The sequence below is a fragment of the Paenibacillus agaridevorans genome (genome assembly GCF_003112455.1).
Lineage (GTDB): Bacteria > Bacillota > Bacilli > Paenibacillales > Paenibacillaceae > Pristimantibacillus > Pristimantibacillus agaridevorans.
The window spans coordinates 183,779-210,528 of record NZ_BDQX01000171.1 but is presented as its reverse complement, the minus strand read 5'-3'; the positions used below and the strand labels follow the sequence as shown (position 1 = coordinate 210,528).

Genomic DNA, 26,750 nt, shown 5'->3' with positions numbered 1-26,750 from the left:
GGTGGCTTTTCATGGTCATTACGATAGACGAGGGGAAGATGACATTGCGCACCATTCAAGGAAAAATGTTTATAGCTTTCAGCATCATGATTTGTCTGGCAATTATTCCAATTTCCTACATTACGTATAAAAATGCATCAAGCGTCATTGAGGAAAACGCGACGATCTTTATATCCGACAGCATCCGCAGAGCGGATGAAAAGCTCCGTTCGACGATGGAGGAAGCGGATCAGGTGGCCAAGGTAATCGTCACGCGGGATATGGTTGCGCAAAGCCTGCTAAGCGACACGGCCGCTCCCTCGTACGAATGGTTCCAGGAGAAGAAACAGGTCGAAGATTATATCGCATCCATGGCGGCCTATAAATCCTATATTCAGAGAATATCCGTTATGGGCTTTAACGGAAAGCTGTTCCAGAACGGCTTTTCGCGAATCAACCAGACGAAGCTGCAAGGTCTGATCGAGAAGGGCGAGCTGCGGGAAAATCGAAGGCATGTGTTATTCGACGCTTCCACGGAGAACTCCATGCTTCTTGTTAGGCCGTTATTAACGGGCGGAAAAAGCATCGGGCTTGGCGTAATCGAATTTCATCCCGATTTCATGAAGCGGGTCTTCGAAATCCAGCCGTTAAAAGGGAGCGTCATCGGCGTGGTGGACGGTCGCGGCCAGATTATCTATCACAGCGGCTCGAATGAGAACGTGATCTCCGATCTATCCGCGGTAATGGGGGACATGAACAAGGGGACAGGCTCGGAAGCAGCAGGCAGGCTAAAGGAAGTAAACGGCGAGACGTACTTAACCGTACAGATTGCATCCGATCTCACCGGCTGGACAACCATAGGCATGGTCCCAACAAGCGAGCTGCTGCGGGAAGTGGAGCAAATTCGGAAACAATTGATTTTGATTACCGTACTGGTGCTGTTGGCCGTACATGTCATCTCTATCGTGCTCTCAAAGCAGATTACAAAAAATCTGAAACGGCTGCATAACACGATGAAGCGGGTCGGAGAAGGACAGCTGAAGGCACGCCCGCGCATTGATACCCAAGACGAAGTTGGACAGCTAAGCGAAATGTTCACCACCATGATGACGAATGTGCAGGAGCTGATGGAGGAGACGGAGGAGAGGGGCAGACAAAAGCGGGAAGCCGAATATCGGGCGCTGCAATCCCAAATCAATCCCCATTTTCTCTATAATACGCTGAATACCATCAACTATTTGTCCAAAATTCAACAGGTGCCCAATATCGGCGAAATATCGGCGGCACTTGTGGAGCTTATGCGATTCGCGGTTGATCAGAAGCGGGATTTGATTCCGATCCGGGAGGAGCTGGAGCTGCTTAAGCGATATTTGAGCATTCAAAGATACCGATTTATGGACCGGATAACCGTAAGCATCGATGCGGAGGAGGCTACGCTGGATTGCCTGATTCCGAAATTCGTGCTCCAGCCGATCGTGGAGAACGCGCTTCTGCATGGGTTCGGCGCTTCATCGGAGAGGGCAGGAAGAATTACCATCAAAAGCTATTGCAGAGAGGGCTCAGATATGACTATCGACGTAACGGATAACGGAGCGGGGATATCGGAGGAGCAGCTTGAGGCCCTCCTTAGGCACGAATCAGAGCGGCATGCACGGGAAGGAACCGGTATCGGCATTAGCAATGTAAAAGACCGCATCAGGCTGGCTTTCGGCGAACAATACGGATTATCAATTGTCAGCGTGCCGGGGATATTGACTACGGTGGAGCTGCAGCTCCCGCAATGCAAAGAGAAAGGCGTGGTGACCCATGAACTGGAAAATCGCTTTCGTTGATGATGAACCGCTGGTACGCAGTCACCTTCGTTCCCTGCTGGAATGGGAGAAGGAGGGGTTCGTGCTTTGCGGAGAAGCAGGGGACGGACGGCAAGCGCTGGAGCTGGTCAAATCGCAGCAGCCGGATGCGGTAATCGTCGATATGAGCATGCCCGGGATGAACGGTCTGGAGCTGACCCGTCAATTGCTTGGGGCTAATCCCCGCCTTAAGGTTATCGTGCTGAGCAGCTATGATTCCTTCGAATATGTTCGTGGATCCCTTAGTTATGGCGCGGTCGATTATTTGTTGAAGCACCGGCTTTCCGCTGACACGCTTAGCGTTGTGATCCGAAGTGTCCGCAAGCAGCTTGAGGAGCGGGCAGCCCAATTGCGTGTAAAGGAGCTTGCGGATATTGCGCTCTCCAGATCCGTCCTTCATGACCATCTTCTGGGCATGGAAGTAGACATGCAGCCCCTGGAGCAATATTTCTCGGAGAGCGGCTCAAGCAGAGACAAACCCCGCTTTGTTCTTATGCTCGTGCAGCTCGCTCACTACGATGTGCTCGCAGCGCGGCTGCGGGAAGAGGAATTAATTCCTTATCTTCGGTCGGTAACGGATCTGTGCGATCAGGCAGGAGGCGGATACCCTTGGAGCTGTACCGTGGCTCTGGATCGCGGAAGGTGGGCGATGCTGATTACTTGCGGCACGGAGCGCAGCGAACTTGCGGTAGCCCAATGGATTGCCGCGAAGGGCGCCCGCTTGGAGGCTTCGCTGAAGCTGTACATGAATTTGGCGGCCACGCTATTGATCAGTCCGCTCGTTCCTTCCCTTGGCAAAAGCCAGGAGGCTTATCGAAAGTTGGTCCAGGAAGTAGAAGGACAGACACGCCAGCCAGTCCATGCCGGACTTTCCGCGAATGAGCCTTACGTGACTATCGGGCAAGAGAAGCGGCTGCTCGCCGCGATGGAGGCAGCTGATGGAGGAGAAGCGGTGGCGATTATAGGGGAGATTATGGGGTCTGATAAGCAGGGGCAAGGGAAGGCGCCGATACTGGAACGAGTGTCTGCGGAGCTGGTGCAGATTGCCGCCAAAATAGCCCGGAAAGCAGACATTCCGGCGGAGTGGATGGTACAGGAGCTATCGATCTTCCAGCGCCCGGGATTGTCGAGCGACCAGGCGCAGGCAACTGTATGCGGCATCTATACAACGCTTGCCCAGGAACTTCAAAGATTGAACCTGACCTCCGGCCATTCGCGCCACGTGAGGCAAGCGCTGCAGATGATTGCGGGTCGATACCGGGAAGGACTCACGCTGGACGAGACCTCGGAGCGGCTGGGCATCACCCCTTCGTACTTAAGCAGGCTCGTCAAGGAAGAGACCGGACGTACGTTCACGGAGCTGCTGACGGAGCATCGCATCGAACGGAGCAAGCAGCTGCTGCTGGAAGGGGATACGCCGCTCAAGGAGCTTCATGCCAAGCTGGGATTCAGCAGCAACAGCTATTTCATCCGCGTGTTCAAGGACGCGACGGGAGAAACGCCGCTTGCCTATATGCAACGAATCAAGGGACGCTCCTAGACGCTCCAACTAGCGGCTGCTGCATAAATTTAATATGAAAGTACAAAAATGTGAAACGTTTTCAGATTCCCATCCGATTTATAATCAGTGCAAGTTCCTGAATGTAAGCCTTTGCATGCAGCGCTAAGGAGCCTAACCATAAGAAAAGGGGATGGATCGTAAATGTTGGTAAAGACAAGAAAGCGAATGATGATGATGCTCGCGGCCGCCTTAACGGCGACGACGCTGACTTCGGCCTGCAGCAATTCGAAGGAGGAGCCGGTCACTAGCCCAGGGAATACGGATGCGGCGAGCAACCTTACGGAAGCAGGCTTCCCGATCGTCAATGAGCCCGTAACCCTGAAGGTTTTCGGCTGCAAGGATCCGAACCATGCGGAGTGGGGGGACGTCCTCATCTTTAAGGAATATGAGAAAATGACCAATGTCAAGCTGCAATTCGATGAGCTCCCGGCGAATGCGCAAGGCTGCGACGAGAAGCGGAATCTGTTGTTTGCCGCGAATGAGCTGCCGGATATTTTCCTGAGGGCCAACCTGACCAATACGGACATTGCCCGCTACGGTCAGCAGGAGCAAATGCTCATCCCGCTGGAGGGATTGATCGATGAGCATGCGCCGAATCTAAAGAGCATCTTCGAGCAATATCCCGAGGTCAAAAAGTCGGTGACGGCTGCGGACGGTCATATCTATTCGCTGCCCACCGTGCGTCTGCAGAGCTCCGGACGATCGGAGAAAATCTGGATCAACAAGGAATGGCTCGCCAGGCTGGATCTGAAAGCGCCTACGAATGTGGACGAGCTGTTTACGGTGCTGCGCGCGTTCCGCGACAACGATCCCAACGGCAACGGCAAGCAGGACGAGATTCCGCTCGGCTTACGGGATATCGGGATGGTCTATTCCACCTTCTCGGGGTCCTTCGGCCTGGAGCAGCAAATGGGTTATCAAATCAATATCAAGGATGATCAGGTCAACATTTGGCTGAAAGACGAACGCTTCAAGGAGCTGTTGCAATTCCTGAATCAGTTGTATAGCGAGAAGCTGCTGTGGCAGGACTTTTACGCGGGCGATATACCGAATTGGAGAAGCAATCTGTCCCAAGCTCTGATCGGCATGTTCTTTATTCAGGCTTCCGATCCTTTCTTGCAGGTGGAGAATCAATTTACGGGCATGACGCCGATCGTAGGTCCTCACGGGGATCAGACCCATTCGGCTACCGGACCAATTGCAGCGCCGATCGGAACGTTCGCCATCTCCAAAGTAAATAAAAATCCGGAGGCCGCCATTCGCTGGGTCGATTATTTCTTTAGCGAAGAGGGTTCGAAATTTTTCCAATACGGCGTGGAAGGCGAGACGTATACGATGAAGGACGGCAAGCCGGTCATCCATGATTCCATCAAAAATGACTCCCGCGGCTTTATGGCGGCGCTTGGCCAGGTAAATCTGGTGCCGGGAGGCAGCTTCCCGCATGTGGTCACGGACACCTTCGGCAACATTGTGGAGAACGACAAGGTGTTGGAGGCTAACCAATTTATTGAAGATTATTTGCCGGAAACCGTCCTTGGCGCTCCGATCTTCGACAAGGCGACTTCGGACCAAATCATCCCGATCAAAGCGGACATTGATAAATATGTAAGAGAATCGGTCGCGAAGTTCATCATCGGCGAGCTCAGCTTCGATAAATGGGGGGAATACGCAGCTACCCTCGAGAAGATGAAGATTGACGTGCTGCAGAAGGCGTATCAAGACGCCTATGACGCGAAGAAATAAGGAAGATTTGCTGCGGGCGGCGGATATGCAACGCCGCCCCTGGCTTTTCCAGACCTGCGATAGGAGTGTGAAATGATGCAAGCCGAGGCTGCGAAATCGACTACATCTACAAATAGCGAGTGGAAGCCGAAGCATGTACTGCGGAAACGGATACTCGTTCGGTATGAGCTCTACTTGATGTTATTTATCCCGATCATTTGGTATATTCTGTTCAAATATGTTCCGATGTACGGGATCACCATTGCCTTTAAGGACTTCTCCGCGACGAAGGGAATTTTGGGCAGTCCATGGGCGGGCCTGGCCCATTTTGAACGTTTCTTTTCTTCGGTGTACTTCTGGGAGCTGCTATGGAATACGATCTCCTTAAGCTTGTTCCAGCTGCTTTTCGGCTTTCCGATTCCTATACTGCTGGCACTTTTGCTTAATGAAATCCGGCTCCGCTGGCTGCAAAAGCTGCTGCAGAATGTGTCCTATATCCCTCACTTTCTATCGATCATCGTACTGGTGGGGATGCTGAACATCTTTCTTGATCCGGAAACGGGAAAGATCAATCAAATTTTGATGATGCTGGGCATGGATTCCGTTAATTTTATGCAAAAAGCGGAGTGGTTCCAAACCATTTTCGTGTCTTCGGGGATCTGGCAGCATATGGGTTGGGGTTCGATCATCTATCTTGCAGCGCTCAGCGGCATCGACCCTACCTTGTACGAGGCGGCCAAAATCGACGGAGCCACCAGGCTCCAGCGCATCAAACACGTATCGATACCGGGCATAATGCCGACCATTATTATTTTGTTCATCCTGCAGATCGGTCAGCTGATGGATGTCGGCTTCGAGAAGGCGCTGCTGATGCAGAATCCGATTAATGCCAGCAAAAGCGATATTTTGCCGACATTCGTGTACAAAAACGGAATTATGGGCGGCCAGTTCAGCTATACGGCGGCGGCGGGCTTGTTTAATGCCGTAATCGACTTTACCCTCCTCGTGTTGGTGAACTGGTTTGCAAAGAAAAAGACCGATTCGAGTCTATGGTAGAGAGGAGCAAAGAGCATGCAATCATCCAATGAAAACAAGCTGCGGTCCAGAGATGACAAAATTTTTGATGCCGTTCTGTATGTCATCACTGCCTTGCTCCTAATCCTCGTGGGTTATCCGCTGCTGTTCGTGGTCAGCGCCTCGTTCAGCAATCCGATTGATGTCGTTGAAGGCAGGGTCTGGTTGCTGCCGCAAGGCTTTACGCTGGAGCCTTACAAGCTGGTATTCGAGAATGAGAAAATATGGAGCGGTTACGCGAACACCGTATTTTATGCGATAGCTGGCACCTTCATCAATCTGGTTTTGACCGTGCTGGCGGCTTATCCGCTATCCCGCAGGGATTTGCCTGGTCAACAATTTCTTATGTTTTTTGTTACGTTCACGATGTTTTTCAGCGGGGGGCTGATTCCGACCTACCTTTTGGTCAAAAACCTTGGCATGAATAATACGATCTGGGCGATGCTGATTCCCGGCGCCATAGCGACCTATAATCTCATCGTGATGCGGAGCTTTTTCCAAAACAGCATTCCGAACGAGCTGCAGGAGTCGGCATGGATGGACGGCTGTAATTTCTTCCGGATGTTATGGAGCATCATCTTGCCGCTGTCCAAGCCGATATTGGCCGTTATGGTGCTGTTCTATGGCGTAGGTCATTGGAACGCGTATTTCAACGCGCTGATTTATCTCAAGGATCGGGAATTATTCCCGCTCCAGCTGATTCTGCGGGAAATCCTCATTCTGAATCAGGACGACATGGGCGGCGGCGATGTCGGCATGACGGAGCGCGTCATGCTGGCCGAGAGCATCAAGTATTCCGTCATCATCATTTCGAGCGTGCCCGTCCTGCTGCTGTATCCGTTCATTCAACGTTATTTCGTTAAAGGCGTAATGATCGGTTCGATCAAAGGTTGATATGCGGTTGCCAGAAGGAGGAAACAAGATGGATAAACGACCTAATTTATTGCTTATTCAGACGGACCAGCAATCGGCGGAAACGCTCGGTTTGTACGGCAACCCGGCATTAGAGACGCCAGTACTCGAAAGCCTGGCCGAACGCGGCGTTGTATTTGACTTCGCCTTCTGCAATTATCCCGCCTGTTCCCCGTCAAGATCATCGATGTTTACGGGCAGGTATGCCTCCTCCATCGGAGTTCATGCGAACCATATGATGATTAATCCTGCGGAGACAACGCTGCCGCAAGTGCTCAAGGAGCATGGCTATCAGACGGCGATTATCGGGAAAAATCATGCTTTCATGGAGAATACCAAGACCTACTATCCCGCCGAAGTCGCGGATCGCGAGAAAGCCAGCGTGCTGAGACAAGTATTCGATTACGTCCGGCTGGCCGATCACGGGCATCTGGTTGACGGCTACAGAGACGATCCCGAAACCATGGCGGCGCATGAGTGGTCCCATACTTGCTGGGTAAGTCCTTTGGGCCATGGAACCAATCCTGCCCGTCCGGAGAAATGCGGCACCTACCTGCTTGGGGAAACGATGATGGATTATCTCGAAAATGAACGTGATCCCGAGAAGCCGTTTTTCGCCTGGCTGTCCTTTCCGGATCCGCATACGCCTTATCAAGCGCCGGAGCCTTACGCCAGCATGATTGATCCCGCCAAGGTGCCGCTTCCGCCAAAGGACATGATGGAAGGAAAACCGGAGCGACAGCAGGTGGCCTATCTGATGGATGCGATGGATACGGCGGACGATAAGCTGATTCGCAAGGTACGGGCGATCCATTACGGCATGATCCGATTTATCGACGATACGCTCGCCCGCATGTTCGCGAAGATGGAGGAGCTCGGCTTGACGGACAATACCGTCGTCGTTTTTACGTCCGATCATGGCGACTCGATGGGGGCTCACGGGCTCATTCAGAAGCACAACATGTTCTACGATTCCTTTACCCATGTGCCGTTTATTGTCGCGGCTCCGGAATATCAGGGACCGCGACGAACAAAACATCCGGTCGAGCTGATCGATATTATGCCGACCTTCCTGGACATGGCGGGCATTCCGATCCCGCCGGGGGTTCAGGGCAAGAGCCTGGCTCCTTATCTGAGGGGAGAGGATTATACGCCACGGGAATTTGTCGTCATCGAGAGCGGCGAAGAAGGGGAGCCGATGCGCGTCTCCGATATTACCGTGCGCCCGGAGCATCCGTTCGACGATCGTTATTTCGTCTGGTGCGCCTATCGCGAGGCATGGGTGGGGAAGGGCAAAAGCATTCGCACGCTGGAGTGGAAGCTGAACATCTACGCCAGCGGTGAAGGCGAGCTCTATGACCTGGTTAACGACCGCGACGAGCTGCACAATCGCTTCGAGGACCCGGCCTTCGCGAGCATTCGTTCGGAGCTCGAGCGCAAGCTGCTGCTTTGGACGATGGAAAAGGAAGACCGTTTTCCTCTGAATACGACGGTGAAGTTGAATTATGCGGAAGTGAAGGCGAAACATGCGTAGGCGGGGGCTGATTCGTTTTGATCTTTTGGCATGTTGACAGCGCTACAGTGTCCCTCTACGATGAAGTCAGAGGTGAGAAGCATGGTCAAAAGCATGCGTCTGAACATTGAATACGAGCATGATATCGCGATCAACGCCTTTTATTGGACGCCGCGTTCGTATAGAGAACCGCTGCACTATCATGCGAGCCTGGAGATCGGCTGCTGCGTGTCGGGCGAGGGCGAGTTTTATTTCGGCTCCAAAAAATACGTTGTCGCCCCAGGAGATATATTTATTGTCAATCATACGGAAAGGCATATCGCCTGCTCGGCGGAGCATAACCCAAGCTCCTATTTGTTCCTGAATTTCGATCCTGGTCTGTTGCTGGAGGAGGACGAACGATTGCTGCTTCCCTTCTCCATTCCTTCGGAACGGTTTCAGAACCTGATTCCTTCGGACTCGGCATTGGCAACAGCGATTTGGCCATTGATGCAATCCATATGGCTGGAGCTGGACCGAAAGCTGGAGGGATATCAAATGATGGCCAAAGGCTTGCTGCTGCAAATCGTTTCCCATTTGCTACGTAGCTGCAGCACCGATATTCCGCCATCCGAATGGAGGGAAATAACCGATTCCTTTTCGAACTTCCGCATCATATCCGCTTATATGCAGGAACACTTCAATGAGCCGCTGGATCTTGAACAGCTTGCCCGTATGCTCCATCTGAGCTCCTCCAGAGTGTCGAGAATGTTTCAGGAGGTACTCGGACGAGGTTTTAAAGATTATTTGCTATTACTTCGGCTCGCGGAGGCGCGCCGTCTTTTGGTACGGACGGATATGCCGGTGACCGAGGTTTGTTTTGCAAGCGGATTCCAGAGCGTTTCTTCCTTCTATCGTTTATTTGCCGGAGCGGAAGGCATCTCTCCTATGGCCTATCGGAATAAATATTCGGGAATTGCAATTTTTGAGAATGAGTTGCCTTGATCTGGGAAGCGCTGAGACTAGTCTTCTTATATAATCAGTCCTAAATAAGCGGAAGGGATTGAAAACTTATGGCTGGTTGGGATCCATTGAAAGCGCTCGTAAGAGAAGAGGTTGTCCAAAGAACGGAAGAGGGGTGCGACACGCAGGGCTTCGCTCAAAGAGCGGAGGAAGCGGGCGACGATGAAGGAAAGCTTATGAGTCTGTATGAGGAACTGTCCAAGCTGCAAGCTAGAACGGACTTCCCTTATGAGGAGCCGTCAGAGCTGGAGAGCATTCGCAAGCTGCGTCCGGAAGGACCGCGCCGTCTGAAGGCCGGATGGTCGGAGCCGCAATGGCGCAACAAATTTTATGGAGCGTGGCTGGGACGGAGCGTCGGTTGCGCCCTTGGCAAGCCGCTTGAGCACGGGCCGTACATGGCTGGAGCAAATGGCAATCCCGGCTGGAGAAACGTTCAGCTCTGGTTTGAAGGCGCCAACGCCTGGCCGATTCAAGGTTATACGCCGATCGAATCGCCGGGAGCGAAGGAGTTGGGTCTTGCTCATTACGGCTTGAAGAGCACACGCGAGCGGATCGCATTTATGGAAACCGACGACGATATTCGTTATACGGTGCTTGGATTGATCATGCTCGAAGAGAAAGGACTGGATTGGGATTCATGGGATATCGGCAAGTTATGGCATAATCGCCTCACTTATGCGCAAGTTTGTACGGCCGAGACGCAGGCGTATTTGAATTTTTCTCAAATGACCTCTCATATGAAGCCTGGCAGACCGGAGAACTGGAAAGAAAAGCTGGAATGGGTTCGCACGCATTTGAACCCATACCGCGAGTGGATTGGCGCCCAAATTCGCGCAGACGGCTTCGCGTACGGGGCAGCCGCACAGCCCGAGCTGGCTGCCGAACTGGCATGGCGCGATGCCTCCTTCTCGCATATCAAGAACGGAATTTACGGTGAAATGTTCGTTGCGGCGATGATTGCCGCCGCGTTCGCCGAGAAGGACCCGCGCCGGATCGTCGAGATCGGCCTAAGCGAAATTCCGGCGACGTCCAGGCTTGCGGCGGATATCCATAAGGCAGTGGAGATCGCATCCGCGGCCAGGGATCAAATCTCGCTGGTTGATCAAATCTGGGAAACGTTCAAACATTACCATCCGGTTCATACGAATAATAATGCGGCGCTGGTCGCGGCTTCCCTGATCTTTGGCGGCGGGGACTTCGAGAAGGCGGTCACAACTTCCGTACTGGGTGGCTGGGACACCGATTGCAACGGGGCGACGGTAGGATCCATTATGGGCGCGGCATTGGGAGCAGATGCGCTTCCTTCCTCATGGACGGCTCCTCTAAACGATACGTTGTATGCGGACCTGCCTGGCTTTCATCCCATTGCCATTTCGGAATGCGCGGAGCGCAGCTATAACGTTTTCCGCAAGCTGTCTGGACAATTGGCAGGTAACAGCTAGCTGCTTGGGAATCCGGTACTCCGGGCTATATGCCGACCGATCCGTTCTCGAACAAGCCGTTATCGAATTTGAGCGAGCAAGCGGTATCGGGCTTTCATTCCGATGCCGCTTTTGATGATGTTCAGGCTCAGAATGAGCGATACCCGTTCATGTTAGTCATTTGCGTGCAAAGCGCCCCGCCTTCCCGCCTTCGAAGGGCTGTAGCCTCTAACTTTCTTGAATTGCTTGCTAAAATAATAGATGTTCTGATAGCCAAGCGCTTCCGCTACCTCTCCTACCATCATGCCGTGCTGGTTCAGCAGCAGCTCCGCGCGTTCGATCCTTTTCTCGATGATATAGCTCTCGATCGTCTGGCCCATCGTTTCCCTAAACTTCATGGAAAAGTAGCGCGGCGACAAATACGCCTGCTTCGCCAGTTCCGCGATCGAGCCTGCCTGAGCCGGATTTTCCCGAATCGTTGCGGCGATCCTCGTCATGGCTTCGAGATGCGGGCTCCTTCTTCTAGAAGCCTCTTTGCTAGACAAGCTCTCCCGTTCCAATCCCATCAGAAGGAGGCGAAGCAGCATGCAGGCTTCTTCTTTATGGCGGTGCTCCCTTAAGGTCATAACTTGCACGAATCTGTCCAGATAGGCTTCGAAAACGTACGGGGAGGCGATATCATAGCGGGAAGGGAGAGCGGCCAGCATTACGGAGCTCTCTTTTGCAGAGAAATGAATATAGGTGACGACTAGCGGCAGGTCGGGATTATGCCAGGCGTCCACGCGGTCGCCCGGCCGAAACAGATAACACTGGTTGTGCGACAGCGGATGCTCCTCGCCGTTAAGGACGAGCCGCCCTTCTCCCCGCCATACATACCACAGATCGTAATCATGAAACGGAACATCGCCGCGATTCCACTTCCACCCCCGTTCGCAAACGACCTTGCCGTAAGACTCTCCCGGAATGAACAATGGAATCTCCAGCATCTCCCACCCAGCTCCTTTCTTCCTGTGTATACGTCAAATTGTATAAATAGTTGAATCAAATCATTCATTTCTTTCACCTGTTTATTACTCTATCATTGAGTGATAGAAACGACAAATATTATAAACGGGTGGTGCTCGGCGTGAAGAAATCGGCAAATACGCATACATCTGAGGGGCTTTTGAGGCGCATCAACGATGGATCGAGCCGGCCCCCGCGGCTGGAAGTTCATCAATCCTGGTGGGCGATGAACGGACCGTCCGAAGAGGACACTTCGATAGAGCGGAAGCTGGAGCGGGTGGCGGAGGCGGGTTTCGCTGGGCTGCTAAGCCGCCTGCCTGAGCATGGCCAGGAAGACTGGGTTCGGTTGCTGCGGAGTCATGGTTTGCAATGGGGCGTCCAGAGCTTTCCGTCATCGGGTGACACGTTCCTTCCGGTACTGAAACGGTGCCGCGAGCTCGGCGCGCAATACGTGAACGCTCAGGTCGCAAACAGCTTCGTGACGGGCGACGAGGCCGTTCGTTTGCTAGGCGAGCTGCTGGAGTCGGCCGAGCGAGCCCAAATCCCGATGTTCGTCGAGACGCATCGAGGCAAAATTACGCAAGACCTGCTTAGAACCCTGTCGTACATCGAAGCGCTGCCGGAGCTGCGCCTCACGTTGGACTTATCCCATTACGTTCTCGCGGGCGAGATAACCGCGGAGCAGGATGCGGTCGAAGCGGGGCGTTTGTTCGAGCCTTTGTTCCGGCGCACTTCTTGCATACATGGCCGAGTATCGAACGGCCAGCAGATTCAGACGGAGATCGGCAGAGAGGGCGACGATCCATGCTCTGCAAGGTTCGTGAGCTGGTGGTCGAGTTGCATGCACGAATGGTTGACAGAAGCGGGACCCGGCGACGTATTTCCATTCGTCTACGAGCTTGGTCCGGCGCCGTACGCCATGAAGTCGGGAGATGACGAGCTATCTGACCGTTGGGAGCAGACGCTCATTCTTAAGAGGCTGGCCGAACGGGCTTGGGCATCGGCTGTTGGCGCTGGCTTGGGGAGCCAATGAAGCCTAAAAATATGCTTCGTTTGCCGTATGGCTGGCTCAAAGAGCCAATGAAGCATAAAACTTCGTCTACGTCACTCGCCTGTTCTGCCCCCGGCTAAGCCCAATAAAGCGGATATATCCGCTATAAAAGTCCGAACGCCCCCGGCTAAGCCCAATAAAGCGGATATATCCGCTATAAAAGTCCGTTTGCCCTCGGCTTAGCCCAATAAAGCGGATATATCCGCTATAAAAGTCCGAACGCCCCCGGCTAAGCCCAATAAAGCGGATATATCCGCTATAAAAGTCCGTTTGCCCCCGGCTCAGCCCAATAAGGCGGATATTTCCGCTATAATATTCCGTTCGCTTCCCGCTCGCAGGGTGGTGTTAACCAGAACGAACAAGGACTTTTTAAAAACCGAAAATGCCGAAAATTGACAAAAAACGGACAGGAAAACACTATTGGGTCGTAACCGCATAATAAGCTTCAGCAGTAATGGGAAAATAGGTTGGCGGTCATTTTTGCGACTATAAGTAGGTGAACGAGCAGCTGTAGGCGTTAAAAACGCCGATGGACCGTTATAGTAACTCTGAATAGCAGCCATAGTCGTTAGTAACGCTTATGGCTCCAAAAAGTAGGTGAACGAGCAGCTGTAGGCGATAAAAACGCCGATGGACCGTTAAAGTAACTCTGAATAGCAGCCATAGACGATAATAGGTCTTTGGCTAACGCAAACGAATGGTGAGAAAAAAGGAAGAAAGGAAGCGAGTTTGACGACAGATCGCATATTTGAGCTTGACAGTCATCCTTCAAGTGATTTTATTCTTCTCAGGAACATGAATGCCCGATCGATAAATTGTATATTGCCGATCGGGGCAAATCGGAATATAATAATGTTGTGCCCGGGCACGGAAAGGTCGAAGCCGATTTCGTGCTTTTTCTTTCCTCATAAATGTGCCCGGGCACGGAAATTGATTTTTTTAATCATAAAGGAGGTAGGCTCATGGCAATCGTCGTGCAAAAAAGAGATTACAGCTTGACCGGTCCGGAGGGCAAACGAGCCGAGGAGCGGGGGCTGGCCGCGGCGGAATGGTATGCAACCCCAATCCCGCGCGCCAAGATGAAGGAACTGATGAAACGAAAGGACGGACCCGCGATCCGTGATACGCTCATTTGGTTTGCTACGCTTATTGTATTGGGTTATCTCGCTTATTTGTCCTGGGGCACATGGTGGTCCATTCTCGCTTTTTTTGCATACGGCACCTTTTACGCTTCGCCCGGCGATTCCCGCTGGCATGAATGCGGACACGGCACAGCCTTTAAGACGCAATGGATGAACGATGTCGTCTACCAGATCGCTTCCTTTATGGTATTGCGCTCTGCGACGCCATGGCGCTGGAGTCATGCCCGACATCATACGGATACGATTATCGTCGGGCGCGATCCGGAAATTTTGACCGAAAGACCGCCAATTTGGAAAATTATTGTGATGCAGATTTTTCATCTGTATGGCGGACCGATTGAGATCAAACGTTTTTTCCTGCACACGGTCGGCAGGATGGAGGTACAGGAGAAGGAATATATCCCTCCAACCGAACATCATAAAGTGTTTCGCGAGGCCCGGGTATACTTGCTCATTTTTGCGGCCGTTATTGCCGCATGTATATATACCGGCAGCATTTTACCGGCGATGTTTATTGTGCTGCCTTCGTTCTACGGCAACTTGATTGTGCTGCTGTTCGGCATGACGCAGCATCTCGGATTGTATGAAGATGTGCTGGACCATCGCTTGAATAGCCGAACGGTCTATATGAATCGCGTATTCCGGTTCTTGTACTGGAATATGAACTATCACGTCGAACATCATATGTTCCCGATGGTTCCGTATCATGCGTTGCCCAAGCTGCATCAGGAGATGAAAAGTGATTGCCCGGAGGCGCGTCCCGGACTTTGGGCGGCGCTCAAAGAAGTCATTGGCGCATTGCGCAAGCAAAAAGAGAATCCGGCTTACGTCGTCGTCAAGCCGCTGCCGCCTACGGCACAGCCGTATATGCACGATTTCGACAAACAAACCGAACAAAGGAGCCAGATGCCATTATGAGCGGAGAATGGATTGAAGTATGCGCAGTCGATGAGATTGAAGAGGAGGATGTCATTCGATTCGACCATGGAGAGCGCACTTTTGCTGTATATCGTACGGACAAGGGACATTTCTACGCCAGCGACGGCTATTGCACGCATGAAAAATTTCATCTGTCTAACGGATTGGTCATGGGAAACGTCATTGAATGCCCGAAGCATAACGGCCGATTCGACATTCCGACCGGCGCTGCCAAGCGCGCGCCCGTATGCGTCGACCTTCGAACGTATCCGGTTAAGGTGGAGTCGGACAGCGTGTTTATTAAGATCGATTAGACAGGAGCGGCAGAGGATGAATGAGAGTGGAATGGTTGTCGTCGGAGCTGGCGAAGCCGGGGTCAGGGCCGCGCTGGAATTAAGAAGTTTGGGATGGGACGGCGAAATTACGTTAATCGGGAACGAAGGTTTATTGCCGTACGAGCGGCCCAAGCTGTCCAAGGAGTTGCTGATAGCGGTGGAGGAGCCGTCTCCGGCAGCGGTAGTAAGCGAGGCGCAGCTGGCAGAGGAGCGCATCGACTGGGTCAGCGGCGATGCCGTGCGCCGCATCGACCGAGAGGGGCATCGCGTGGAACTGGCCAGCGGGAGAGAAATTCCTTACATGCGGCTGCTGCTGGCAACAGGAGCCAAGCCGAGAAAGCTTGAGATAGCCGGGGATGGAGCGGGTGATCTGATCTATCTGCGCCGCTACGAGGACGCGGTTCGTCTCCGCGAATCGCTCCGGAATGGCTCGCGCGTCGTCGTTATCGGCGGAGGGTTTATAGGTCTGGAAGTTGCGGCAAGCGCTATACAGAGAGGCTGCGCCGTTACTTTGCTGGAAGCGGGTCGCCGTCTGCTGGCCCGGGGTGTGCCCGAAGCTATAGCGAAAGTTGTGGAGCAGGAACATCGGAAACAAGGCGTTCGCATTGTTACGGGCGCTTCCCTGGAGCGAATCGACAAGGGAGCAGGCGAATTCAAGCTGCGTCTTGCCGATGGAACGGTAATTCCGTGCGATATCGTAATTGCCGGCATCGGAGCGGTGCCGGAAACCGCACTTGCGGAAAAAAGCGGACTTGATATAGACAATGGCATACGCGTCAACGAGAAGCTTCAGACCAGCGATCCAAATATTTTTGCCGCCGGCGATTGTTGTTCCTTCCCGCATGTCTTGTTCGGCAATCATCGGATCCGGTTGGAAGCTTGGCGCAATGCGGTGGATCAGGGGATGCATGCGGCAGGCAATATGCTAGGTTCGGAGAAGCCGTACGGGGTCGTGCCTTGGTTCTGGTCCGACCAATACGATCTGACGCTGCAGGTAGCCGGGTTGACCGATCGCGCCGTTACGATTGTGGAACGGAATATGGGCGAGGAGGGACAAATTTATTTCCATCTAAATGAAGAAGGAACTGTTGTGGCCGTTAGCGGAATTGGCTCAGGCGGCTCTTTAGCCAAACATATCCGGATCGGCGAAATGCTGGTTGAGAAGCAGGCCAAACCGGCGGCGGAAGCTCTTGCCGACCATACGGTAAGGCTTAAGCAACTGATGCGTTGACGCCGTCTTGATAACGTTCTTCCATTCTTTCATAATAGAATCCATAGACATACTCAGGACAGGATGGGAGAATGCGCATGAGCGTAACGATTCGGCAAATAGCGGTAAAAGCGGGCGTATCCAGAGGAACGGTTGACCGGGTCTTAAACGACAGGCCAGGCGTGAAGCCGCACGTCCGGGAAAAGGTGATGGCTATCGCCGAAGAATTGAATTATGTACCTAATGCCGCGGCCAAAGCGCTTGCATTCAGCAAAAAACCGTTGCATGTCGGCATCATTATGCCGCCTAGGGAGATCGAATTTTTTCAGGAAATACGAGACGGTATCGAGGAAGCCGCCGATGAGCTGAAGGGGTTCGGCATCCAGCTTGAATATTGTTATGTCAGCAATCAAAATCCGGAGGAGGGCGCTGCCGTCATACGCAAGCTTGTGGAAGACGGCGTAAACGGCATTATGTTTTCGGTTATGGATGATGACCTCATTCGGCTAAGCATTAATCAAGCGGTCGACAGCGGCGTGCCGGTGATCACCTTCAATTCGGATGTCGAGCAGTCCAAACGGATATGTTTTGTGGGTCAGAATCTTCCCCAAAGCGGCCGCATTGCGGCGGGTCTAATGGCGCGAGTGCTTCGTTCTCCGAGCAAGGTGTTGGTGGTGGCGGGACATTTGAGCATTTATGCGCATCGTGCCAGAGTAAAGGGATTTGGCGATCATTTATCGGGCAGCGGCATTGACATCGTCCAAGTGATTGAAGGTTACGATCGTTTTGAAGATACCTACGAGAAGCTGAAGGAGGCGTTGACCAGATACCCGGAGATCGAGGGGATCTATATGGCTACGGGCCATATAGGCGCATGTATGGATGTGGTCAAGGGGATGAACAGACCAAATCGATACCGCATTATAGCGAATGATTTGATGCCCGAGGTGGAGCAGGGGATGCGAGAAGGATTAATCGACTTTACCATTGTCCAGAATCCTGCCCAGCAAGGTTATCGTTCGATTCGCATGCTGTATGAGCTAATCCTGAACGGGAAAATGCCGGAGCAGCAATATTATTATACGGAAACGAGTATTGTCATTCCCGAGAGCTTGTAGGAGCAGGCTTGGAAAGGACGAAGTCGATGCATCAAAGCCAATATGAAGCCAGACAGCACGAACGGGACGGCGCGATCGTGTACGAACTGAACGATGCCAGACATAAGGCGGTCGCGGAGATTATGCCCGAAGCAGGCAACAATGCCATATCATACAGCTGGCGAGACATTCAGGTACTGTCGCCTCCGCCGAATGCGGCGGCGTTTAGAGATGATCTCGGCGCGAGGACGCTTTACGGTACGCCGATTCTGTTTCCGCCCAACCGTATAAAGGGAGGAACATACATCTTTAACGGCAACAGGTACCAGTTGCCGATCAACGAACCGCCTCATCATCATTTGCATGGGGAACTGTTGCAAAGAGCCTGGAGCGTTACCGATTATGGCGCATCTAACGAACATGGGGCATACGTGACAGGCAGAATCGAGCTAGCGGCGCATGCCGACATCATGGATTATTTTCCCCATAAGCTCACATTCGACGTGACTCATCGGCTATATGAAGGGCGACTGTTGATGGAAGCGACCATCTCCAACCATGGCAAACAATCGGCTCCATTTGCATTCGGGTTGCATCCTTATTTTCATCTGCCGCCGGAAAAAGAGACTTCCGTTCAGTTGACCGTCCCGGCTCGGGAAGAATGGCCGGTAACAAATGAAGCTTTCGTCACCGGGCTGCCGTCGCGATCCGCGCTGGCGGAGAAGTTGAACGACGGGGAAGGCATCTCGCTAAGGGACTATCAGGAGCTTGGATGTTCACTTGTTACGCTAGCGGATGGGGAACGTGTAAGCCGTATTTATATGAAGGAAAGCGGCTATCGGATTGCCTATGAGACGGATCGGAGCTTTCCGTTTCTTGTGCTGTTTAAGCCCGATTGGTCATCCGCCTTTTCATTGGAGCCGTACACGTATGTGACCGATGCGTTTAACTTGCCATACGATGCCGGCCTGACAGGCAGCAGGGGGATCGAACCCGGCGAGGTCGTGCAGCTGCGAACCGCGATGTGGGTGGAGTTGTTGTGTAATGGAGAATGACCAGTACCATCGCGAACTTATGAGGTCCATCTTATGCGGCCTCGGAATTCGACCGCGGCGCTTCGAAGAAGTTCGTCATTGACCCGCATGGGATGATCAGCTAGCCGCGGCTTCTCGAGGAGTTATCCCTCGCTGAGCCGGAAACGCGCCATTGAGACGGCGTGCAGCCGATAAAACGTTTGAACACGGTCGCAAAATGCTGGCTTGACGCATAACCCAGCCGATACGCAATATCCGTTACGGAATGCTCCGTATCGGTCAGCTGCCGACAAGCTTCCTTTACGCGGAGCCGCTCGGAGAATGCCGTCGGAGCTTCTCCCGTATAGGCTTGGAAAGTGCGGTAGAAGTGGGAGCTGCTGACGCCGGCCGTCATGGCAAGTTCGTCGACGTTGGGCCGCCACTCCGGTTCTCGCTCCATTCGGGCGATCAACGCGTCATAATGGTGAAGCAAATCGTGAGCGATCGTATCCGTTCTTGCGCCCGATTGTATCAAGGCGAGCAAGGTATCGAGAAGCGCGCTGCGCACAGCGACACTGCGGAGAGGGCTTTCCGAAGATATCGCATCTTTTAACTTCTGGAACGATTGCACTGCAAACAATCCAATCTGCTTCACGCGAAGCAATCGTTCAATCGCATCGCTGATGAGACGGGTTTCTTCCGGCGGGAGTCCAAGCCAGGCATGCCGATGAGGCGCTTCGATGATCAGCCACCAAAATTTGCAGGGTTCGATCGCGTTGAATCCGCCGCTGTGCTTCTCGCCCGGTCTGGAGTGGAACAAATCGCCGGCATAGGTTTCGAAGAGGTTGCCCTCAAGCTCCCAGCTCGCTTTGCCTCTCTCTATAAACACAAATTCATAGCAACCGGGATGTTGATGCTCATATAACGGAGCAGCTTTGCGGAGCTCATCGCTTCCAAGCATGACAAGTTCCGGTACACGCTGCACGGGCGGGTCGATTTCAGTGTTAAATGTCCAGCGGGCTTTAGACTTATCGGCATCAGTTTTTCCCATGAGTCACCGTCCTGATTGTTTCTATAACTATTCCGTGTTTCTAATCCTACTCAATACCGGCGCGAACGTCAAACGAATCGCTCTAGTAGTATGCTTAGGACATCCAATAGTAGGAGGGTGTTTCGATGCAAATAAAAGCCGAGAGAAGCTACAAAATTACGCAAGCGGATAAGGAGATTTTCGCCCGCGACGGGTACTGGATCAGCCCCAAGCTGATTGACGACGAGCAGATTGTACGATTGCGCCAAGCGCATGAACGCATTTGGAGCGGGGATTACGACGGCGACGGTTATCCGATGAACCACTTCCAATTAAGCGACAACCCGGATGCGCTCCGCAAGCTGGACAACGGCTGGTGGGTTAACGACGAGATTCGAACTGTCGTCACGGATCCGCTGATTGGAGAGTTGTCTGCCGAATTGCTGGAGACGGACGAAATTCGATTGTGGCACGACCAAGTCATCTACAAGCCTGGAATCGGAGAGAAAGCAACGAAGGCCGGCAATGTCGGCTGGCATCAGGACTACGGGTATTGGCAATGCTCGGATACCTCCGATATGATTACCGTCTGGATCGCTCTGCAGGATACGGACTTGACCAATGGAGGCATGATGACGATTGCCGGATCTCATAAGTGGGGATTGGTGCCGGACAGCGATTCGTTCTTCAATCAAAATATGGAAGAGCTGAAACACAAATATTCGGATGGCCGCGACTGGGTGGAGGAGCCTTGTATCCTAAAAGCAGGGCAAGCAAGCTTCCATCACGGGCTTACGTTCCATGGCTCGGGACAGAACCGGACAAACGAGCCGCGCCTGTCGGTCGTCGCCCATGTGATGAAAGGCGGTACCGGGTATCGTGCAGGAATCCAGCGCCATGACAACATTCGGCTGTTAGGACCTAGACCGGTGCAGGGGCAAACGTTCTCTAATGAGTATTTTCCGGTTATCTATAAGCGGTAAGAGGCACAGGAAAAGGGGCTGTCCCGAAGTCAGTTATAACTGACTTTCGGGAGAGCCCCTTCCATTGCCCAGGCCTTTCCACGAGTTCCGGCGAACTTGCGTTGCGGTAAGACCTGTCTTTTGTTTTATTTGTCTAGCCAAATGATGAGTCGTTTGATATCCGCAGCGTTCGGCTATCTCCGTGACGGTTAATCCCGTATGGACGAGCAGATCAATCGCCTTGTTTACGCGAAGCTTCCATAAATAATGGATAGGCGTATCGTTTTCGTAATTCCGGAACAAACGAACGAGATGCTCCGAAGATACGCCGGCCTTGGATGCCAGGTCGGATAATGAAATATCCTCCATGAGATGTTCTTTCATCCATGAAATGGCTGTGTACACAGACGAGTGCTTCTCCCGTTCCGTCACGCGCTTCGACTCTAACGGTAATAATTGCAGCGCTGCCAAGCCTAACGTGTGAAGCAATGGATCGCCAGGGTATGTTCGATGCTGGATGGATAATAAAAGATCGGTTATACGGTTCAATTCTTCGGTCAACGGAAGAACGACAGGAAGCTCTGTCATAAACGTTAATGTTTCGTCCGTCAGTTTCTCGACATGCACGGCAATCCACCGATGCCACGTTTCCTCTTCCTCTGCGAACGCAAATCGCTCTTCGTAACCGGGCATCAGCTTTACGACATGCCCCGGCTGCACTTGCATAATTTGACCCTCTATTGAAATGCTCATCGCGCCTGAATGCAGCAATACCAATTGTATGTCCTGCTGAATACGGGGACCGAAACGTCCGCCCGGCGGGTAAACAATCGAGCCTGCAGTGACCGATTGTACGTGGTCAAGGCGAATGGGATGAGTTAATGATGGATCCGGCTTCATCTTGTCTTCCTTTCGTCGCTGCTATTGTCATCATTGTATTCCATGATAATCGGCAATGTCAATCTGAGACACATATCCGATAATTGTATCCATTGTGGAGAAGGGGCGTTCGCTGTAATCTGACTCTATCAAGAAAAACCTGATTATCATGGAGGGAATAACAAATGACTAATAGGTATACAGCGCCAATTCAACCGTTAAGTCAAGACAATGTCGACTTTTTTAGGGAGCATGGGTATTATCTCTTCAAAAAGGGAATGAGCGAGGATTTAATCGATGCCTTTAACGGACACATCTACGATATTCGCAACCAATCCCCGATGCCAGAGTGGGCCGCCGTCGAAGAAAGCAAAAAATATTCGCTGCGCCTGTTCAATCCGCATAAACATGACAGCTTCTCCAGGCAGCTCATGAAAAACAATATCGTACGCGGAGCATTGGCGCAGTTGATGGGCAAGGAAGCCGTATGCGTGCAGAGCATGTATTTTTACAAAGAACCCGGCTCTCCCGGCCAAGCGGCGCATCAGGATTATTTTTACATTAAGAACGACCCGATGACGATGATTGCTGCTTGGACGGCAATGGAGGAATCCGTAGATGAGGAAAACGGCTGTTTGTGGGTCATGCCGGGTACGCACAAGCTGGGACTGCTGCCGCATGGCGCGGTCAAAAATATCGAAGAACACGAATCATGGACCGAGGAGACGGAAGGCGTCGATACGAGCCGGCAAATCCCGGTTGTCATGGAGAAGGGAGATATCCTGTTTTTCAGCGAGCTTCTCATCCATTCCTCGAACAAAAACCGAAGCAAAGATCGCTGGCGCCGCTCATACGTTTGCCACTATATTCGAGAGGATTCCAATGTTCTTCACCGCGAGGACTTGCGTCAGAAATATCCTTTATTCTAGTTAGCGCAATTTGATGTATGTCGATATTGCCGTTTACAAGATGGATTCCTTGCGTACAGGCACACATGGGCCCTCGCCTACATACAATGTACAACTGACGTTCTAGTGGGCATGGGCCGGAAACGCGAAACGAAGATTCGGCGTTCGTTTCATCCGCGGTTCTGCCAATACAGCATGGGGGTGTACGAAGGATGGGATTGTTCTCGGCAATTGCTTTGTTTATTAAACAGCTGACTCTGCTGGTCTCGTATGTCAAAAACAACGCGTTCCCTCAACCGCTCAAGGAAGAAGAAGAAGCCAAACATCTTGCGCTTATGGCAGAAGGCAACGGAGACTCGCGCAACATCCTGATCGAACATAATTTGCGTCTTGTCGCCCATATTGTAAAGAAGTTCGATAACACCGGGGAAGACCTGGAGGATTTGATCTCCATCGGCACGATCGGCCTGATCAAAGCGATAGAAAGCTTCCAAACGGGCAAAGGCACGAAGCTCGCGACCTTCGCCGCTCGCTGTATCGAAAACGAAATACTTATGCATCTTCGCAGCTTGAAGAAGACTCGCAAGGACGTATCCTTGCATGATCCGATCGGCACGGACAAAGAGGGAAACGAGATCACCTTGATAGACATCCTCGGTACAGAGTCCGACGACGTGGCGGATAAAGTGCAGCTCAAGATCGAGAAGAGCAAGATTTACAAGAACCTAGACATATTGGATGACCGGGAGAAGGAGGTCGTCATCGGCCGGTTCGGGCTGGTGCACGGCGGGGATGAGCGGACGCAGCGGGAGATCGCGAAGGAGCTGGGGATTAGCCGGAGTTATGTTTCAAGGATTGAGAAGCGGGCGCTTATGAAGCTGTATCATGAGTTTTATAAGGTGAAGAAGTGATAATAGCCCCAACACACAGAATACCGTTAGTAATATATGTACCAGTTGATGTAACTTCAAAAAATGAAACCAAATGGCAGAGATGTCGTTTGGTTTTTTCATGTTACATACTAGACACATGAGAGTGTTTTGGTTGGCTGATGAATAGTATAGTGCTCAGACCATTGGCTGCCGGCAAACTTAATAGTTGCATGATAAAAATATGTTATAATGGTGTTTATTTTAGCGGTTATCGTATGCTGATGAGAGGAATGGAATTAAAGTTGATTGAACATTTTTGGGGGGAATTACCTAAACCGTTTTTTGTACTTGCTCCTATGGAAGATGTAACTAATGTTGTGTTTCGTCATGTTGTGAGTAAAGCGGGTAGACCTGATGTTTTTTTCACTGAGTTTACAAGTACGGAAGGTTACTGTAATCCAGATGCTATATATAGTGAACGTGGGAGATTATACTTTACAGAAGATGAACAGCCTATGGTTGCACATATTTGGGGAAATAACCCTGATTATTATAGGGAAATGAGCATAGGTTTAGCTAAGCTTGCATTTAAAGGCATTGATATTAATATGGGCTGTCCTGCTCATAACGTCGCATCTAAAGCTAAGGGTAGCGGACTTATTCTACAACCTAAGCTTGCAGCAGATATTATACAAGCTACTAAAGCAGGTGGATTACCTGTAAGTGTAAAAACCAGACTTGGCTATACACATGTTGATGAGTGGCGTGAGTGGTTATCACATATATTGCGACAAGATATTGCAAATCTTTCTATTCATCTACGAACCAAGAAAGAAATGAGCAAGGTGGCTGCTCATTGGGAGCTTATTCCTGAAATTAAACAGCTTCGTGATCAGATTGCACCCCATACATTATTAACGATTAATGGAGATATAGCTGATCGAAAAACAGGCTTAATGCTGGCAGAACAATATGGAATTGATGGAATTATGATCGGTAGAGGTATATTTAAAGATCCATTTGCTTTTGAGAAAACACCTAGAGAGCATAGCAGAGACGAAAAAATGGAGTTATTAAACTACCATATTGATTTATATGATAAATATGCAACAGAACTAGAACCGAGACCATTTGTTCATTTACTTCGTTTTTTCAAGATATATATTAATGGATTTGATAAGGCAGATGAGTTGAAAAATGAGCTCATGCAAACGAAGTCAACAGATGAAGTACGTCAAGTGCTACAAAACTTTACTAATGATAGTGTTAAATAATCGCGAGGGCGATCCAATTTCAGAACTTAGCGTTAAAATCACGATGGCTCTGCTTTGTGACCACAACGTCAAAAAATTCGATAATACCGGGGAAGATTTAGAGGATTTGATCTCGATCGGCACCATCGGTTTGAATCGAAATAGCCCCGGACTCTCGCGTCCGGGGCTATTTCTGTCCATCTACATTCACTTGATGCCAAATCGAATAAACGAGTCGACGATCTGCCTGCGAAGCACGAGGTAGATGAGCAGGATCGGCAGGCAGGACACGGTGGTCGCCGCCATGAGCGACCCCCACATATTCGTGTCGGAATTGACGAACAGCTTCAGACCGATCTGAATCGGCGCGCTATTCATATCCTTGGTCACCAGCATCGGCCACAAATATTCGTTCCACGCATTGATGAACTGTATGATGCCTAGCGAAGCCACGGTGGAGCGGATATTCGGCAGGATGAGCCGGGAGAGAATGCCCCAGTCGCTCAGCCCGTCGATGCATGCCGCCTCGATCAGCACGCCCGGGAACGATTGAAAGGCCTGATACAACGATAGAATGGCGAACGTGGAGACGCCGAATGGCAAGACGATGCCAAGCAACGTTTCGTTCAGTCCCATATCGTTGATGAGGACGTAGTTCGGGATCATGATCGCCTGGAACGGAATGAGCCAGGTCACGCTGAGCAGGGCGAAGATAAGCGATTTCCCGCGGAACCTCCACCTTACGAGCGCGTAAGCGGCGAGCAGACCCGTTGCCAGTTGCAGTACCGTCATGAGGATAGACACGCCGAACGAGTTGAAGATCATCCGCACGATCGGCATCTGAGAGAAAGCGTAGCTGTAATTCCCGAATGTCGGCTGAAGCGGGAACAAGCTGGCGGTAAAGATCTCCGACTCGTTCTTGAGCGAGGAGATGACCATCCAATACAACGGGATGATGGCTGCCGCGCACATCAGAGCAAGCGCTCCATGCTGGAACATCGAGAGAACCTGAGACCGTTTATTCATGATTGGCCAATCTCCTTTGAAGCGTTAATTATCATAAAAGGCGAACCTGCGGGATACGGCATTTAGCGACAGCGCAATCAGCCCAAAAAGGACAAAGAACAGCATGGCGGCCGCCGAGCTGACGCCGACGTTCAAATTCGAGAACGCGAAGCGGTACATTTCGTAATAAATGTTCGTCGAAGTGCCGTAAGGACCGCCCGTCGTCAGAATATCGATATACGCGAACGTCCATTGGCTCGAGAACAGCAGGCTCATGGTCAGCATGAACAGAATCATAGGCGACATGAGCGGAACCGTAATGTACAAAAATTGGCGGAAGCTGCCGGCTCCGTCGATCGCTCCGGCCTCATAATATTCCCGGTTAATGCCGGTCAAAGCGGCAGCGAACATAATCGTGCTGAATCCGAGCATCTTCCAGCCCGTAATCAGCAGGATGATCCACTTCGCCCAAGACGCATCCGAGAAGAATGCGATCTGTTCCTGAACGAACCCGAGTTTAAGCAAGAGATGGTTGACGATCCCGTTGGACGGATGGAACAACCACCGCCATATGGCGCTTACGGACACCGGCGCTAGAATCATGGGAATAAAGAACAGCGCGCGATAAAAATTTTTCATGCGCGGATTCATCTGGTTCGTCACAACGGCGAGTACGAGCGGGATGGCTATAGAGAACGGCAGCAATCCGAGCGTATAGAAAACCGTGTTGCCGATCGCTCCGGCGAAAGCTTCGTTCTGCAGCAGTCGCGTGAAATTATCGAAGCCGACAAACAGCTTGTCCGTGCCCGGAACCATGCTCCACTTGTGGAAAGCCAGATAGAATGTATGGATCAACGGTTTGTACATCCAGATTCCGAGCAGGATGGCCGCCGGCAGCAAATAGAGGTAGGGCTTTAGCTTGCGCCAGAGCTTGGAACTGTTCCAATTGCGCGCAGCCGCCTTCTGTTTCCCCTTCACAAGGGGGGAGTACAATTCTTCCATTGTTTTGCTCATCGCGATCCCTCCCTTGTCCAAA

Annotated in this window: 23 protein-coding genes and 1 pseudogene; 19 read left to right on the top strand and 5 right to left on the bottom strand. The window is 51.7% G+C overall.

Annotation, left to right across the window (positions count from 1 at the left end):
* Positions 1 to 11: 11 nt before the first annotated feature.
* The 8 genes from PAT3040_RS15905 to PAT3040_RS15870 all read left to right on the top strand — a co-directional run bounded on the left by PAT3040_RS15905 (position 12) and on the right by PAT3040_RS15870 (position 11,055).
* Positions 12 to 1,811, top strand: a complete 1,800-nt coding sequence (locus PAT3040_RS15905; protein WP_108993526.1) for a cache domain-containing sensor histidine kinase — start codon at positions 12 to 14, stop codon at positions 1,809 to 1,811.
* The gene (locus PAT3040_RS15900) at positions 1,786 to 3,369 is read left to right on the top strand and encodes a response regulator transcription factor (RefSeq protein ID WP_108993525.1); all 1,584 of its coding nucleotides are present in this window, start codon (positions 1,786 to 1,788) and stop codon (positions 3,367 to 3,369) included. The genes PAT3040_RS15905 and PAT3040_RS15900 overlap by 26 nt, the downstream gene beginning before the upstream one ends.
* Positions 3,370 to 3,531: 162 nt before the next feature.
* Positions 3,532 to 5,133 carry an extracellular solute-binding protein gene (locus PAT3040_RS15895; protein WP_108993524.1) on the top strand — a complete coding sequence of 534 codons (1,602 nt, stop codon included), beginning with the start codon at positions 3,532 to 3,534 and terminating at the stop codon, positions 5,131 to 5,133.
* 72 nt (positions 5,134 to 5,205) lie between these two features.
* The gene (locus PAT3040_RS15890) at positions 5,206 to 6,168 is read left to right on the top strand and encodes an ABC transporter permease (RefSeq protein ID WP_108993523.1); all 963 of its coding nucleotides are present in this window, start codon (positions 5,206 to 5,208) and stop codon (positions 6,166 to 6,168) included.
* A 15-nt stretch (positions 6,169 to 6,183) separates the two neighbouring features.
* Entirely contained in the window at positions 6,184 to 7,080 is an 897-nt protein-coding gene (locus tag PAT3040_RS15885) for a carbohydrate ABC transporter permease (RefSeq protein ID WP_087566359.1), read from the top strand.
* Positions 7,081 to 7,108: 28 nt separating this feature from the next.
* Positions 7,109 to 8,632 carry a sulfatase family protein gene (locus PAT3040_RS15880; protein WP_181376647.1) on the top strand — a complete coding sequence of 508 codons (1,524 nt, stop codon included), beginning with the start codon at positions 7,109 to 7,111 and terminating at the stop codon, positions 8,630 to 8,632.
* 81 nt (positions 8,633 to 8,713) lie between these two features.
* Positions 8,714 to 9,595 (top strand): AraC family transcriptional regulator, encoded by an 882-nt coding sequence (locus PAT3040_RS15875; protein WP_179215342.1) that lies wholly within the window; start codon positions 8,714 to 8,716, stop codon positions 9,593 to 9,595.
* Positions 9,596 to 9,663: 68 nt separating this feature from the next.
* Entirely contained in the window at positions 9,664 to 11,055 is a 1,392-nt protein-coding gene (locus tag PAT3040_RS15870) for an ADP-ribosylglycohydrolase family protein (protein ID WP_108993521.1), read from the top strand.
* Between the two features lie 152 nt (positions 11,056 to 11,207).
* Here PAT3040_RS15870 and PAT3040_RS15865 read toward each other — a convergent pair whose 3' ends face one another.
* On the bottom strand, positions 11,208 to 12,020 hold the full coding sequence (locus PAT3040_RS15865) for a helix-turn-helix domain-containing protein (RefSeq protein WP_108993520.1): 813 nt from the start codon (positions 12,018 to 12,020) through the stop codon (positions 11,208 to 11,210).
* Between the two features lie 140 nt (positions 12,021 to 12,160).
* On the opposite strand from PAT3040_RS15865, the gene PAT3040_RS15860 reads away from it, so the two are divergent.
* From PAT3040_RS15860 to PAT3040_RS15835, 6 genes are all read left to right on the top strand, one after another.
* Positions 12,161 to 13,072 (top strand): sugar phosphate isomerase/epimerase family protein, encoded by a 912-nt coding sequence (locus PAT3040_RS15860; protein WP_258234994.1) that lies wholly within the window; start codon positions 12,161 to 12,163, stop codon positions 13,070 to 13,072.
* Between the two features lie 980 nt (positions 13,073 to 14,052).
* Positions 14,053 to 15,150, top strand: a complete 1,098-nt coding sequence (locus PAT3040_RS15855) for a fatty acid desaturase family protein (RefSeq protein WP_108993519.1) — start codon at positions 14,053 to 14,055, stop codon at positions 15,148 to 15,150.
* Positions 15,147 to 15,464, top strand: coding sequence for a MocE family 2Fe-2S type ferredoxin (locus tag PAT3040_RS15850; RefSeq protein WP_108993518.1), 318 nt, complete (start codon positions 15,147 to 15,149; stop codon positions 15,462 to 15,464). Before PAT3040_RS15855 ends, PAT3040_RS15850 begins: the two co-directional genes overlap by 4 nt.
* A 16-nt stretch (positions 15,465 to 15,480) precedes the next feature.
* Positions 15,481 to 16,716 (top strand): NAD(P)/FAD-dependent oxidoreductase, encoded by a 1,236-nt coding sequence (locus PAT3040_RS15845; RefSeq protein WP_108993517.1) that lies wholly within the window; start codon positions 15,481 to 15,483, stop codon positions 16,714 to 16,716.
* A gap of 77 nt (positions 16,717 to 16,793) precedes the next feature.
* Entirely contained in the window at positions 16,794 to 17,813 is a 1,020-nt protein-coding gene (locus PAT3040_RS15840; RefSeq protein ID WP_181376646.1) for a LacI family DNA-binding transcriptional regulator, read from the top strand.
* 8 nt (positions 17,814 to 17,821) lie between these two features.
* Positions 17,822 to 18,847, top strand: a complete 1,026-nt coding sequence (locus tag PAT3040_RS15835) for an aldose 1-epimerase (RefSeq protein WP_258234993.1) — start codon at positions 17,822 to 17,824, stop codon at positions 18,845 to 18,847.
* Positions 18,848 to 18,947: 100 nt separating this feature from the next.
* Here the strand turns inward: PAT3040_RS15835 and PAT3040_RS15830 are convergent, their stop codons facing one another.
* Positions 18,948 to 19,856, bottom strand: coding sequence for a helix-turn-helix domain-containing protein (locus tag PAT3040_RS15830; protein ID WP_108993514.1), 909 nt, complete (start codon positions 19,854 to 19,856; stop codon positions 18,948 to 18,950).
* Between the two features lie 125 nt (positions 19,857 to 19,981).
* On the opposite strand from PAT3040_RS15830, the gene PAT3040_RS15825 reads away from it, so the two are divergent.
* Positions 19,982 to 20,818, top strand: coding sequence for a phytanoyl-CoA dioxygenase family protein (locus tag PAT3040_RS15825; RefSeq protein WP_108993513.1), 837 nt, complete (start codon positions 19,982 to 19,984; stop codon positions 20,816 to 20,818).
* A gap of 33 nt (positions 20,819 to 20,851) precedes the next feature.
* On the opposite strand, the gene PAT3040_RS15820 is transcribed toward PAT3040_RS15825, so the two are convergent.
* Positions 20,852 to 21,697 (bottom strand): AraC family transcriptional regulator, encoded by an 846-nt coding sequence (locus PAT3040_RS15820; RefSeq protein WP_108993512.1) that lies wholly within the window; start codon positions 21,695 to 21,697, stop codon positions 20,852 to 20,854.
* 164 nt (positions 21,698 to 21,861) lie between these two features.
* Here PAT3040_RS15820 and PAT3040_RS15815 point away from each other — a divergent pair, with 164 nt between their 5' ends.
* The 4 genes and pseudogenes from PAT3040_RS15815 to PAT3040_RS15800 all read left to right on the top strand — a co-directional run.
* Positions 21,862 to 22,605: a phytanoyl-CoA dioxygenase family protein gene (locus tag PAT3040_RS15815; protein ID WP_108993511.1), complete on the top strand. Its 744-nt coding sequence runs from the start codon at positions 21,862 to 21,864 to the stop codon at positions 22,603 to 22,605.
* A gap of 191 nt (positions 22,606 to 22,796) precedes the next feature.
* A complete protein-coding gene (gene sigK, locus PAT3040_RS15810) occupies positions 22,797 to 23,495 on the top strand; it encodes an RNA polymerase sporulation sigma factor SigK (protein WP_087566344.1) in 699 nt (232 codons plus the stop codon).
* A gap of 242 nt (positions 23,496 to 23,737) precedes the next feature.
* Entirely contained in the window at positions 23,738 to 24,730 is a 993-nt protein-coding gene (locus tag PAT3040_RS15805) for a tRNA dihydrouridine synthase (RefSeq protein ID WP_108993718.1), read from the top strand.
* Between the two features lie 43 nt (positions 24,731 to 24,773).
* Positions 24,774 to 24,863: pseudogene (locus PAT3040_RS15800) on the top strand (RNA polymerase subunit sigma); the annotation flags it as partial.
* A gap of 53 nt (positions 24,864 to 24,916) precedes the next feature.
* On the opposite strand, the gene PAT3040_RS15795 reads toward PAT3040_RS15800, so the two are convergent.
* Entirely contained in the window at positions 24,917 to 25,735 is an 819-nt protein-coding gene (locus PAT3040_RS15795; protein WP_108993510.1) for a carbohydrate ABC transporter permease, read from the bottom strand.
* A gap of 24 nt (positions 25,736 to 25,759) precedes the next feature.
* Entirely contained in the window at positions 25,760 to 26,728 is a 969-nt protein-coding gene (locus PAT3040_RS15790; protein WP_108993509.1) for a carbohydrate ABC transporter permease, read from the bottom strand.
* Positions 26,729 to 26,750: the final 22 nt, after the last annotated feature.

Bases quoted from the DNA above. Each gene is read 5' to 3' on its own strand.
- PAT3040_RS15830 (WP_108993514.1), bottom strand. From the start codon at position 19,856: ATGGGAAAAACTGATGCCGATAAGTCTAAAGCCCGCTGGACATTTAAC.
- PAT3040_RS15825 (WP_108993513.1), top strand. From the start codon at position 19,982: ATGCAAATAAAAGCCGAGAGAAGCTACAAAATTACGCAAGCGGATAAG.
- PAT3040_RS15865 (WP_108993520.1), bottom strand. From the start codon at position 12,020: ATGCTGGAGATTCCATTGTTCATTCCGGGAGAGTCTTACGGCAAGGTC.
- PAT3040_RS15880 (WP_181376647.1), top strand. From the start codon at position 7,109: ATGGATAAACGACCTAATTTATTGCTTATTCAGACGGACCAGCAATCG.
- PAT3040_RS15855 (WP_108993519.1), top strand. From the start codon at position 14,053: ATGGCAATCGTCGTGCAAAAAAGAGATTACAGCTTGACCGGTCCGGAG.
- PAT3040_RS15815 (WP_108993511.1), top strand. From the start codon at position 21,862: ATGACTAATAGGTATACAGCGCCAATTCAACCGTTAAGTCAAGACAAT.
- PAT3040_RS15805 (WP_108993718.1), top strand. From the start codon at position 23,738: ATGAGAGGAATGGAATTAAAGTTGATTGAACATTTTTGGGGGGAATTA.
- PAT3040_RS15875 (WP_179215342.1), top strand. From the start codon at position 8,714: ATGGTCAAAAGCATGCGTCTGAACATTGAATACGAGCATGATATCGCG.
- PAT3040_RS15890 (WP_108993523.1), top strand. From the start codon at position 5,206: ATGATGCAAGCCGAGGCTGCGAAATCGACTACATCTACAAATAGCGAG.
- PAT3040_RS15905 (WP_108993526.1), top strand. From the start codon at position 12: ATGGTCATTACGATAGACGAGGGGAAGATGACATTGCGCACCATTCAA.
- PAT3040_RS15850 (WP_108993518.1), top strand. From the start codon at position 15,147: ATGAGCGGAGAATGGATTGAAGTATGCGCAGTCGATGAGATTGAAGAG.
- sigK (WP_087566344.1), top strand. From the start codon at position 22,797: ATGGGATTGTTCTCGGCAATTGCTTTGTTTATTAAACAGCTGACTCTG.
- PAT3040_RS15820 (WP_108993512.1), bottom strand. From the start codon at position 21,697: ATGAAGCCGGATCCATCATTAACTCATCCCATTCGCCTTGACCACGTA.
- PAT3040_RS15895 (WP_108993524.1), top strand. From the start codon at position 3,532: ATGTTGGTAAAGACAAGAAAGCGAATGATGATGATGCTCGCGGCCGCC.
- PAT3040_RS15840 (WP_181376646.1), top strand. From the start codon at position 16,794: ATGAGCGTAACGATTCGGCAAATAGCGGTAAAAGCGGGCGTATCCAGA.
- PAT3040_RS15795 (WP_108993510.1), bottom strand. From the start codon at position 25,735: ATGAATAAACGGTCTCAGGTTCTCTCGATGTTCCAGCATGGAGCGCTT.
- PAT3040_RS15900 (WP_108993525.1), top strand. From the start codon at position 1,786: ATGAACTGGAAAATCGCTTTCGTTGATGATGAACCGCTGGTACGCAGT.
- PAT3040_RS15790 (WP_108993509.1), bottom strand. From the start codon at position 26,728: ATGAGCAAAACAATGGAAGAATTGTACTCCCCCCTTGTGAAGGGGAAA.
- PAT3040_RS15870 (WP_108993521.1), top strand. From the start codon at position 9,664: ATGGCTGGTTGGGATCCATTGAAAGCGCTCGTAAGAGAAGAGGTTGTC.
- PAT3040_RS15845 (WP_108993517.1), top strand. From the start codon at position 15,481: ATGAATGAGAGTGGAATGGTTGTCGTCGGAGCTGGCGAAGCCGGGGTC.
- PAT3040_RS15885 (WP_087566359.1), top strand. From the start codon at position 6,184: ATGCAATCATCCAATGAAAACAAGCTGCGGTCCAGAGATGACAAAATT.